Source organism: Endozoicomonas sp. GU-1, assembly GCF_027366395.1.
GTDB lineage: Bacteria > Pseudomonadota > Gammaproteobacteria > Pseudomonadales > Endozoicomonadaceae > Endozoicomonas.
In genome coordinates, this window is sequence record NZ_CP114771.1 from 3624455 (window position 1) to 3636205 (window position 11751).

At 50.5% G+C, this 11751-nt stretch carries 10 protein-coding genes and 1 pseudogene; 7 read left to right on the forward strand and 4 right to left on the reverse strand.

What is annotated here, in order from left to right; genetic code table 11:
- The first annotated feature begins 4 nt into the window (after positions 1-4).
- A pseudogene (locus tag O3276_RS15165) lies at positions 5-1125 on the forward strand (TRAP transporter substrate-binding protein).
- Here O3276_RS15165 and murI read toward each other — a convergent pair.
- Positions 1101-1991 (reverse strand): glutamate racemase, encoded by an 891-nt coding sequence (murI, locus tag O3276_RS15170; protein ID WP_269672095.1) that lies wholly within the window; start codon positions 1989-1991, stop codon positions 1101-1103. The pseudogene O3276_RS15165 and the gene murI overlap by 25 nt on opposite strands.
- Before the next feature lie 287 nt (positions 1992-2278).
- Positions 2279-3265: an ankyrin repeat domain-containing protein gene (locus O3276_RS15175; RefSeq protein ID WP_269672096.1), complete on the reverse strand. Its 987-nt coding sequence runs from the start codon at positions 3263-3265 to the stop codon at positions 2279-2281.
- A gap of 172 nt (positions 3266-3437) precedes the next feature.
- Here O3276_RS15175 and cdd point away from each other — a divergent pair, with 172 nt between their 5' ends.
- The 6 genes from cdd to parC all read left to right on the forward strand — a co-directional run bounded on the left by cdd (position 3438) and on the right by parC (position 10202).
- Positions 3438-4346, forward strand: a complete 909-nt coding sequence (gene cdd / locus O3276_RS15180; protein WP_269672097.1) for a cytidine deaminase — start codon at positions 3438-3440, stop codon at positions 4344-4346.
- 35 nt (positions 4347-4381) lie between these two features.
- Entirely contained in the window at positions 4382-4645 is a 264-nt protein-coding gene (locus O3276_RS15185) for a hypothetical protein (RefSeq protein WP_269672098.1), read from the forward strand.
- A 190-nt stretch (positions 4646-4835) separates the two neighbouring features.
- Entirely contained in the window at positions 4836-5333 is a 498-nt protein-coding gene (locus tag O3276_RS15190; RefSeq protein ID WP_269672099.1) for an FAD-dependent monooxygenase, read from the forward strand.
- 5 nt (positions 5334-5338) lie between these two features.
- A complete protein-coding gene (locus tag O3276_RS15195; RefSeq protein ID WP_269672100.1) occupies positions 5339-6121 on the forward strand; it encodes an FAD-dependent monooxygenase in 783 nt (260 codons plus the stop codon).
- A 250-nt stretch (positions 6122-6371) separates the two neighbouring features.
- Positions 6372-7832: a di-heme oxidoreductase family protein gene (locus tag O3276_RS15200; RefSeq protein WP_269672101.1), complete on the forward strand. Its 1461-nt coding sequence runs from the start codon at positions 6372-6374 to the stop codon at positions 7830-7832.
- Between the two features lie 114 nt (positions 7833-7946).
- The gene (gene parC / locus O3276_RS15205; protein ID WP_269672102.1) at positions 7947-10202 is read left to right on the forward strand and encodes a DNA topoisomerase IV subunit A; all 2256 of its coding nucleotides are present in this window, start codon (positions 7947-7949) and stop codon (positions 10200-10202) included.
- Positions 10203-10310: 108 nt separating this feature from the next.
- Here parC and O3276_RS15210 read toward each other — a convergent pair whose 3' ends face one another.
- Together O3276_RS15210 and O3276_RS15215 are read right to left on the reverse strand one after the other, a co-directional pair.
- Complete coding sequence (locus O3276_RS15210; protein ID WP_269672103.1) at positions 10311-10958, reverse strand: TetR/AcrR family transcriptional regulator; 648 nt, start codon at positions 10956-10958, stop codon at positions 10311-10313.
- 159 nt (positions 10959-11117) lie between these two features.
- Positions 11118-11555 carry a hypothetical protein gene (locus O3276_RS15215; protein ID WP_269672104.1) on the reverse strand — a complete coding sequence of 146 codons (438 nt, stop codon included), beginning with the start codon at positions 11553-11555 and terminating at the stop codon, positions 11118-11120.
- Between the last annotated feature and the right edge of the window lie 196 nt (positions 11556-11751).

Consider the following 11751-nt stretch of genomic DNA (forward strand, 5'->3'; position numbering starts at 1 on the left):
TTACATGAAACGTCGTAATTTATTGTCCTCTTTCGGCGTCGCTGCCGCAGTTGCAGCACTGGCAGGCTGTGGCCAGGGTGAACAACCGCAGCAAACCACCAATACCGGATCATTAGCACCAGAAGCTCAAAAAGCCATCGAGTGGAAGCTGGTGACGTCCTGGCCCAAAAATTTCCCGGGTCTGGGTATCGCGCCTGAGCGCTTTGCCGAGTCCGTTAATAAAATGAGTAATGGCCGACTGACCGTCAAAGTGTATGGCGGCGGTGAACTGGTACCACCTCTGGAAGTCTTTGATGCCGTATCCAGCGGCACGGCGGATATGGGTCACAGTGGCGCTTATTACTGGAAGGGTAAAGACCCGGCCACCCAGTTTTTACTGCCGTTCCCTTTGGCTTGAACGCCCAGGAAATCAGCAGCTGGATTCACTATGGTGGCGGGCAGGCACTCTGGGACGAAGTGTATAAACCATTCAATGTGAAACCGATGGCCGGTGGCAACACCGGGGTTCAGATGGCGGGCTGGTTCAACAAGGAGATCAACAGCCTGGATGACCTGAAAGGTCTGAAAATGCGCATCCCGGGTATGGGCGGTGAAGTACTGCAGCGCCTTGGCGGGGTTCCTGTGAATATCCCCGGTGGCGAGCTATTTACAGCGCTTCAGACCGGCGCTATTGATGCGACTGAGTGGGTCGGCCCATACAATGACCTGGCTTTTGGTTTCTATAAGGCCGCTTCTTACTACTACTATCCGGGCTGGCATGAGCCAGGCAGCATGATGGAATTCACCATCAATCTGGATGCCTGGAATAAACTGCCAGAAGACCTGCAGGCCATTGTCAAAACGGCAGCCCGCGCGGCAAACCAGGACATGATTGATGAGTACACCGCACGGAATAATGCGGCGTTGCAACAGCTGGTGAATGAGCACGGGGTAACCGTAAAACGTTTGCCGGATGACGTACTTGCTGAACTGAAAAAGGTGGCTGATGAGATTACCGAGGAAGTTGCGGACACCAGCGATGTGGCTGGACGGGTTTATCAATCGTTCAGCGAGTTCCGCGAGCAGTCCAAGGCTTACCACAGTATTTCAGAAGTCGCTTTTTATGAAGCCCGATCTTTTGAGTAATTGACAACGTTCTTGCCGCAATGGACGCCACCGTCACCCTGTGATGGTGGCGTCATCACCTCTGACCCGACGGATAAATGTCTCAGGGCAACAAATCCCATTTTCTCCAACGCTGGAACCAGGGCACTTACCTGATCATCCAGCCCTGTGTGCATAAAGAGATCGAGCGGTGCTGACTCTGCATCAAACCCGGCCGGGTCCAACAGGCTGACAACCCTGCGGGCAATAGCAGAGCCTGAGTCGATCCAGTGAATGTCGGCAGATACCTGCTGCAACGCTGTTCTCAGCAAAGGGAAGTGGGTACAGCCAAGAACTACCACATCCGGTACCTGTTCTTCGGCAAAAAAAGGGCCCAGAATCCGGTGCAGATCGTGCTCTGAAACCAGCTCACCCCGAAGGTGCCGTTCAGCCATCTGTACCAATTCGCTGGAACCCACTCGAATCACCTGACAGTCCCCGGCAAAATCATCAATCAGCTGGTCGGTATAGCTGCGGGCAATCGTGCCCGGTGTCGCCAGAAGCCCGATGCAGCGTTTTTTTGAGTACTCACTGGCCGTCTTGATGGCTGGCACTACGCCAACAACGGGGAAATCCAGCTCTTCGCGTACCCTGGGCAGTGAGATGGTACTGGCGGTATTGCAAGCAATGACGGCGAGCGAGGGGTCAAACTGTTCGGCTAACGCATTCAGGCAGAGGCTGGTACGCTCAATCACTTCCTGCTCGGGCTTTGGGCCGTAGGGAAACCCCTGAGTATCGGAACAGTAAACCACCGGAGCATAAGGTAAAGCCTGCTTTATTTCCTGATAGATACTGAGGCCGCCGACACCGGAATCAAAAATAACGATCGGCTTTACCTTTGTATTCACGGCTGTTTTCACAAGATGTTTCCACAAAAATGGTTTATTCAGCTTTTGACCATCAACAGAGTGATGAAGTTTCTCCAACCGCCATTGATGACGCAATAAGCGTTGTTCCCCATTAATAGTAAGTCTGTGAGACGGTAATCTGAAGGTAGTGCATTATCTTTGGTCACATGCCGCCCTGCAACCCGCCTGCATCTGGACAACTCTGCGGGTGTGGGAGGGAGAAAAGCAAGAAGGATGGGGGCAGGGGAAGACCCCAAAGAGGCTTAAGACGCGATAACTAACGTCGGTCATTCAGCCAGAGACTGAAGCAGTTGAAGATCTTTATCAATTTGTACTGCCATTGCTCCGAGTGTGGTGATATCAAGTCTATCCTTACTGAAGACCGGGTCAGGATTCTCGATACCATCACCCATTTTTTCCGCTTTTTGCTCATCCTCCAGACGGTTTATAACCGGTCTCATATTCAAGAGTTTTGGCTCAAGCTCGCTCTGTTGAGCCAAAAGAGCCTCCCCTAATTGATCCCTGACATCCTGGGGTATCTTGCTGAGGATTTCTTCGCAACCAATAAGACTACCGCCGTGTTGCAAAAAGGCTTTTGCCGCCTCATAGTTGCCGGAGCTTAACGCATAATGAACGGGTGTACCTGAATGACACCACCAACTGGCCTCATTTAACTCGCCCTTGTGGAGACTGTCTTCGACATAGTCGCTCATAGCAGCATCCTGAAATACCGGGACCGTATAGAAACTTCTGGGAGCGATTTTATCGGCGGTGCACAGTGCGGCAATCATCTCAGGACTGCCGGATTCTGCCAGGGCATAAAGCAGGGGCTTATTGTTGACTGACAGTTGCTGTATAGGTTCCTGCAACAACTTTAATTCTGATTGCCGATTATTTTCCACACACCTTTTGTTATGTGCTACTACTTCATTCCTCATCGCCTTGAGATGTTTGGTAAACATCCGGACATTATTTTCCTTCAATACCTTGGAGACCTCTGCCGCCCTGGCGGACTGACCGCACATCCTGTTATTGATGCTGCTGGCGATCCCTGAGATGGCTTTGGTAATTGTCCAGTTGCTTTTATCACTGTGCACCTCTGGACCGACTCTCGGAACCTGCTGTTGACTGGGGGTCGCACTTATTGCTCTCCCATTCCAACTGCCCTCTTTGCCGATTTTTCCGGATTTTTCCGGAAATTCACCTTCATGTTCAGGGATTTTTGTTGGGGCATTCCCGGGTTTGTATAGTCCATTGGTGTGGAAGGTCATCATTAAATCCTTTTTAATCAATCCTCGATTAACTTTAGCTAAAGTGTGATTCCGTTTCTGTTACTGGTAAATCCATATCTCTTCGAGCCCTGCAAACCATTGAAAAAGAGCAATGGAAATTCTCTCTTTTCCGTAGTACATAAGCAGCCTTGAATCCTGTCACCGGAGTAACGCTATGAATCACAGAGCTTTTCAGGATCAACTGGCTCAGTTCCCGGCTAATGCTGCGGATATCCTGCAACAGTTGATTCACCAGCAGGGCCGCCTTGAGCCAGAACAGGTGAATGAGCTTCAGGGCTTAATGGAGATGCCATCGGAGCATCTTCTCAAAGCACTGCTGCCTCTCGCTGCCGCCATGAGCACCTGCCCGATCTCAAATTTTTTCGTTGGGGCGATTGTTGAAGGCTTTCGACCGGAAGGACAAGGGCCGGTCTATCTGGGTGCAAACCTTGAAATAGCCGGGCAGCCTCTGAAAATGGCCATTCACGCCGAACAGGCAGCGATCTGCAATGCCTGGCACCAGGGAGAAACCCGACTGCGCCGCCTGATGGTCAATGAAGCCCCCTGTGGGCACTGTCGACAGTTTATGAACGAACTGAATGGGATCGACCAGGTGGATATTCTGGTCAGTCAGCTCAATAGTGACCAGCAGCGCCACTATAGGATCTCAACCCTGCTGCCAGACGCCTTTGGCCCCGGCGACCTGAAACAAGGCACTCGACTGATGAGCCCATCGCTGCTCTCCTTCGAGAGCCCGGACCCTGCTGATAAGCTGGTCAATGCAGCAACAGAAGCGGCCCGCCGGAGTTATGCGCCTTATTCTGGCTGTCACTCAGGCGTTGCTCTTCTTATAGATAATGGAGATATAATTTCTGGTAGATATGCTGAAAACGTAGCCTTCAATCCGGGAATGACCGCCGTAGAGGCCGCCCTGGTTAATCTCCGCCTATCCAGCCTGACCAAGGCACCGGGTAAGATTATTGACGCGGTTATGGTTGAAAACCAGGCCTCTATCTCTCATAGGGCCATGGCAGATTCAATCATTAGTCACACAGGAACAGAATTACGCTATTTCGTTGTATAAACTTATAGGAACTCATTGAGCAAGGAGGCCAGATTGTGAGTTCCGGTTACAGAATTGATTCATCATCCTCTCCCCATCTTGACTACGGCCAGGGCAATGGCGACAGTACGGGTCACAATGACAGCAGTGCCAATACTTCCTCTACAGACCACAAGTCTTACATTGATCGCTCAGGCTCAAGAAAGGGTCGGGATAAATCTCTGGAAATGCGTAAAGCCCGTAAAAAAAACCGGCGCAAAAAGAAAAAAATCACTGAGAGAAATACCAAAGAGTTTAATGATGGCCAGACCGATGAGTGAAGGCCATCACCAGACTGCAGTTAACACTCTTTCTCAATAATCCCTGCTCAGCCAATAGCATCTTCCCCCGAAGGGTGCCCCCGGACACTTCATTTGACTAATTCCATTCCCGGTGAAAAGATCCTGATCGGGAAGATTGATGGTGTGCGCTGCTGCACGGATTTTTGACGCTTACATACAATGCTTGCTTATGAAAAGAACAGACGCACAAAGTGATGACCGGCAACACTACGATGTACTTATTGTCGGTGGAGGTATGGTGGGTGCCACGATTGCCTGTGGCCTCGGCCAGCAGGGAATAAGAGTTGCCTTATTCGACCACTGTGCGCCATCGCCATTACCGGCGGACGCACTACCTGAACTGCGAGTATCTGCACTCAGCACTGCATCGGAGGAAATTCTTCGCCAACTGGGCGCATGGCCACATATGCAGTCCATGCGTATGACGCCATATCGTCGTATGGCGGTTTGGGAAAAACTGCATTCCCCCTTTGGCAAAGAGATAGATTCAAGAGCCAACCGGGTGATGTTTGACGCCAGGCAGATTCATCACTCGCAGCTGGGTTTTATTGTGGAAAACCGGGTGACTCAGTCAGGTCTGTTAGAAGCCATCAAATCTTACCCATCCGTCTCTTTTTCAGCCCGGTCAGTATTCAAACCATTCATACCTCTTCGACGCCCCCGGTGATTGAGTTGTCCGATGGTCGTCGCTTTTCCGGTGATCTTTTAGTGGGGGCAGACGGTGCTAACTCACGGGTTCGCCAGGCTGCCGGGCTGGCCATGAAGCAACGGGACTATGAGCAGCAATGCCTGGTGGCAACGGTCGAAATTGCCGGCGGTTGCCAGGACATGACCTGGCAGGCCTTTACCCCGACAGGCCCGGAGGCCTTTTTGCCACTGCCGGATATTAACGGCAGAAGTTATGGATCGATTGTCTGGTATAACCATCCGGAGAAAGTTCGGGAACTGCTGGCACTGTCCGAAGAGGACTTCATTGAAGCGCTGGTAACCACATTTCCTGCTGAACTGCCGGATGTTATTCAGCTCCATGAGCGTGGTGCTTTTCCTATTGCCCGCCGCCATGTTACTGAGTATTTCCGCCAGGGGGTCGTTCTCGCCGGCGATGCAGCCCACACGATAAACCCTCTGGCAGGACAGGGGGTAAACCTCGGTTTGCAGGATGCCGCCTGGCTGATTGAAATTCTGGTGGATGCCTTGAGGGCCGGTGAAAACCCCCGCAGCACGGAGGTTCTTGCCCGGTATGAACAGGCCAGGCGAAGCGATAATGCCTTGATGATGAACACCATGGATGCTTTTTACCATACCTTCAGTAATCAGAGTAAGCCGCTGCAGCTTCTGCGAAATCTCGGTCTGACTCTGGCTGGCAAGCTGTCACCTGCGATCAACCAGGTGATGAAGTACGCCATGGGGCTTTCTGGCAAACAGCCCAGGCTGGCCACCGGAAAAAAACGATAAATCCAATATTGGTCTTGTTGTTATGGCCTGCGGTGTGTTCAGCGCCATGATTTCTGACACTCTGTGCTGACGGCTCATTTGCATATCACCGTTAGCCCGGGCAATTGATTATTGTCGGACTTTTGCCGATTAACAGCATTGCAAATAAACAAAAATAACACATTAAGAAAGTCTCAATTTAAAGCACGCTCATCGTGCTTCAGGCTTCCCGGGCAGCAACTGTTATGAAGGATTGATTTCAAGGATGATCATGACTAATAACCCCTTTTTCATCGTCTTAAGTCTGCTGTTTTTGCTGGCTGGCTGTGATTTTTCCGAAAACTATAAGAAGCGGCCAGCTTATGAACAGTTCCAGCCGGGGGAAGATATGCCCGGTGGCACTGCTTCTGTTTGGGTTTCCGGGTTTAATACCATTGCCAAGCCTTCCGCCAATATGCCGGTATTTAACCGTTTAAACTTTCATAAAGGCAATGCGCTGTTCCGCCAGGACTGGCAACCGGAATCCGGGGATGATCTGGCTTCCGATGGGTTAGGGCCTCTGTTTCATACTCCCAGCTGCAGCGGTTGCCATATTCATGATCGAAGAGGCCATGCACCAGAAGATGGGGAGGTGACCGATGCCTCGGTTCTGGTTCGGCTCAGCATTCCGGCAATCACTGATGAGCAGAAGAAACGCTTGAAAAAAACAGGCGTGATTCCTGAGCCTACCTACGGTGGACAGTTGCAGGTTAATGCCCTTGAGGGTGTCAAGCCTGAAGGGAGGGTCAGGGTTACCTTTGAATATTTCAAGGTAGCCTTTGCCGATGGTCATCAGGTTGAGCTTCGAAAACCCATATTCACCATGGAAAACCTTGGCTATGGGCCCCTGGCTGAACACACCATGATATCCATGCGGATTACGCCATCAATGATCGGCATCGGCCTGCTGGAAGCCATTTCCGAGAACAGCCTGCTGGCGAATGAAGACCCTGAAGATCAGAATGGTGACGGTATTTCAGGCAGAGCCAACCGGGTCTGGGATATCCAGAAGCAGAGAACCTCCATTGGCCGGTTCGGTTGGAAAGCCGGGGTGCCAACTCTGCGACAGCAGTCGGCTGCAGCATTCAACGGAGATATGGGGCTGACCACCAGCCTGTTTCCAGATGAATCCTGTACTGAGTGGCAAAAGGATTGCCTGGAGGCTCCCAGCGGTGCGGCACCGGATGTGTCTGACTTTGTTCTGGATAAAGTGGTATTTTACAGCCGTAATGTGGGAGTGCCTGTTCGCACCAATGCCAAAAAGCCAGAGGTGCTAAAGGGCAAGAAATTATTTAATGAAGCAGGCTGCGCGGGCTGTCATCAACCCAGTTTCCGAACGGCGTCCATGGATGTTCAGTCGGAAACCGCCATGACCGTTATTGAGGAGGAGCAGGCGAATCAACTGATCTGGCCTTACAGTGATTTTCTTCTGCATGATATGGGGGAGGGACTTGCAGATGGACGCCCGGAGTTTCTGGCCACTGGGAGAGAATGGCGCACACCGGCGCTCTGGGGTATTGGCCATACCCAGCTTTTGGATCGAAGAACCGGCTTCCTGCATGATGGTCGCGCCAGAAGCTTAATGGAAGCGATCCTCTGGCATGGCGGGGAAGCCAAACAGTCCCGGGGCAATGTGTTAAAGATGAATGTCCGTGAGCGAAAGGCCCTGGTGGCTTTTATCGAATCGCTTTGATTTCTGCCAGTGTGGTTAAAAAATCTTATTGTGATACCACCATAACTTTTAGAACAAGAAAGATACTTGTTATCATGACGGATTTATTATCAGAGTCCTGAAACAGGTTTAAGCATGGCGGAGCAGATCATTATTGGCGACGATGGAGTTGAACGTCAGTCCCTGAGAGCGTATACCGAAAACGCGTACCTGAATTACTCCATGTACGTCATCCTGGATCGTGCCCTGCCCCACATAGGGGATGGCCTCAAACCTGTCCAGAGACGCATTATCTATGCAATGAGTGAGCTTGGCTTGAAAAATACCGCCAAGTTCAAGAAGTCTGCCCGTACCGTGGGTGATGTGCTCGGTAAGTTTCATCCCCACGGAGACAGCGCCTGCTACGAAGCCATGGTGTTGATGGCACAACCTTTTTCCTATCGCTACCCACTGGTGGATGGACAGGGCAACTGGGGCTCGCCTGATGACCCCAAATCCTTTGCCGCCATGCGTTATACCGAGTCCCGCCTGGCTAAATATGCTGACTCGTTACTGGGAGAGCTTGGCCAGGGCACGGTGGACTGGGTGCCAAACTTTGACGGAACACTGGAAGAACCATCCATACTGCCAGCGCGCTTACCCAACCTTTTGCTGAATGGTACCACCGGTATTGCCGTTGGTATGGCAACCGACATTCCACCGCACAATCTGCGTGAAGTGGCCAACGCCTGTATTCACCTGCTGGAGAACCCAAAGGCAGGGGTTGCCGAGCTTTGTGAACATATTCAGGGGCCTGATTTTCCAACGGAAGCTGAGCTGATTACCCCTCGGTCAGACCTGATCAAAATGTATGAGTCAGGCAGGGGCTCTTTACGAATGCGCGCGGTCTACCAGCAGGAAAGTGGTGATATTGTGGTGACGGCCCTGCCACACCAGGCATCCGGGGCGAAGGTTCTGGAGCAAATCGCAGCGCAGATGCAGGCCAAAAAGCTACCAATGGTGGCTGACCTGCGGGATGAATCCGACCATGAAAATCCGACTCGTCTGGTGATCGTTCCCAAGTCCAACCGGGTAGATACCGACAGCCTGATGAACCACCTGTTCGCCACCACTGACCTGGAAAAAACCTACCGGGTTAATATGAACATGATCGGTGTTGATGGACGCCCCCAGGTTAAGGCGCTCGACAAAATGCTGGGCGAGTGGCTTACCTGGCGCAGTGAAACGGTACGTCGCCGTTTACAACACCGGCTGGATAAAGTGCTCAGCAGACTTCATATTCTTGAAGGTTTGATGATCGCCTTTTTGAATATTGATGAAATTATCGAAATCATCCGTACAGAAGATAAACCCAAAGCCATTCTTATGGAGCGCTTCGGGCTTTCTGATATTCAGGCCGAAGCCATCCTTGACCTCAAATTGCGGCATCTGGCCAAACTTGAAGAAGTAAAGATTCGTGCAGAGCAGGACGACCTGGAGCGGGAGCGCAATTCACTTGAGTTGACCCTGGGATCAGAAAGACGTCTTAAGACGCTTATAAAAAAAGAGCTCAAATCGGATTCTGAAAGTTTTGGCGACGATCGTCGTTCTCCTATCGTCGTAAGATCTGAAGCCCAGGCATTATCACAATCAGATCTGATGATTTCTGAATCTGTCACCGTCGTACTGTCAAATAAAGGCTGGGTACGTTGCGCCAAAGGTCATGATGTTGATCCATTGACGCTTAATTACAAATCTGGCGACGGTTATCGTTTATCTGCAAAAGGGCGGAGCAATCAGACTTCAGTATTTCTCGATTCTACCGGGCGAGCCTACTCCGTTCTGACCCATACGCTGCCTTCGGCAAGAGGGCAGGGTGAACCATTAACCGGACGAGTCAATCCTCCCTCCGGCGCAACCTTTGAAGGTTTGTGTGTTGGTGACGCCAGTGATTGTTATCTGCTGGCCAGTGATGCGGGTTATGGTTTTATTGCGCAATTTTCCGATATGGTCAGTAAAAACAAGGCCGGAAAAACCCTGCTGACACTGCCCAAAAATGCCCACGTACTGACGCCAATGCCCGTAAGCGGCAACAACCCGATGCTGGCCGCCATCACCAATGAAGGGCGAATGTTGGTATTCCCATTGCAGGACCTTCCCAAGCTTGGCAGAGGGAAAGGCAATAAAATTATTAATATTGCCTCTGCCCGTGCGGCCGAAAGAAGTGAGCTGATGACTCAGCTTGCCATCATCAATGACGGTGATGCGCTGACACTCTTCGCAGGCAAACGCCATGTGACTCTGAAAGCCACAGACCTTGGGCATTATCGTGGTGAGCGGGGAAGACGTGGCAACAAGCTTCCCAGGGGCTTTCAGAAAGTGGATAAGGTTGAAGTAATTTCTGCAGGGTAACCTGCAGAATGATTAAGCGTCTTTTCGGATAAGCCTTTCAAGGCTTATTCCGATGGACTTCCCCCATGGACAAATGTGATGACTGAAAGAGCATTATAAAAGTTTGTTTTAGTTATTGATTCCACAGCCACCCAATATCATCTGGCAGACACTTTCGGTATAGGCTTCCACGTCCTCGGCATCCAGGTCCTCTTTACCCAGAACAGAAGCAACCTGGGGACCATAGTCGACGTAGTATTGAGTCGTTGCCCAAATGGTAAATAACAGATGAACAGGATCAACCGGTCTCATCTTACCCTGGGCAATCCAACCATTAATAACCTCGGATTTTTCCTGAATCCAGTCATTAAAAGGCTGCAAATGCTCTTTAATATGCTGCCCTCCATGCAGTATTTCACTACTGAATATGCGGGACGCATTTGAATGAGCCAGCACATATTTCATTTTGGCCCGGATAAATTGTCTTAATGACGTTTCAGGATCATCATCTGGGTTGAGGCCACTGAAAACAGACTGCCATAGCTCCATGATGTGATTGAGCACCGCACCGTATAGCTCAATCTTACTATTGAAATAGTAGTGCACATTCGCTTTTGGCAAGCCAGCCCGGTGGGCAATATCGCGAATAGACGCTCCCTTAAATCCACTGGCGACAAACTCATCTTCTGCGGCTTGAAGAATAATTTGAATGTTTTTCTGCCGGACCCGACTATTTTTTAATCCTGCCTGATCTGTTTTTGAGGGTGATGGTTGCATACTGAATACCGTACCTTGCATTGATTATACTCGATTTGAATATAGACAAGGGACGGGCTTTTTCCACGGCTTAATAAAAAACGACAGTTTTCAAATAAAAAATACTGTCGTTTTTATTAAACTATATGAATTTTCTACTGTCGATGTAATTAAGCCTTATCAAGATCTCGGCGCGTATGCAAAGACATCAGAGTGAATATTTTTCGCCTGGAAATTTTCTGCTACCAGTGCATCAAATGTTGCATAAACCATCTGTGGAGATCCGCTGATAAAGACTTCACTGCCAAGGAGCAGGTTTTTGTCGTCTATGACCGCCTCAAACAAAAGCCCATGACGCCCTTGCCAGCCCGCTTCTCCAAGCGCATCACTGACCACCGGGTGGTAGTGAAATTGAGAAGAAGCCCAGTGAATAGGAAGATTAGGCATATAAAACCCTTCCGGTGAACGAGCCCCCCAGTACAGGTAGATATCTTGATGCCCTGGCTGGTTCAATGAGAACTCAATCATGCTTTTCATCTGGGCAAATCCGGTACCCGCAGCGATAAACACCAGTGGTTTAGCCGGAACACTTGCAAGAAAGCACTGACCTTTTGGCATTCGGATTGAAATGCTCCCCTGCTCAAGCTCATTGAATAGTTCAATGGAATTAGCGCTGGAAGATAACTTTTGAATATGTAATTCCAGCTCCTTTTGACCGGGAACCGGGGACTGGCTATGGAGAACGCGCAGGCTTCACCACCTGCCAGGAGAATCTCCAGGTACTGCCCTGCCCGGTAGTCCGGGAAATAGCCCT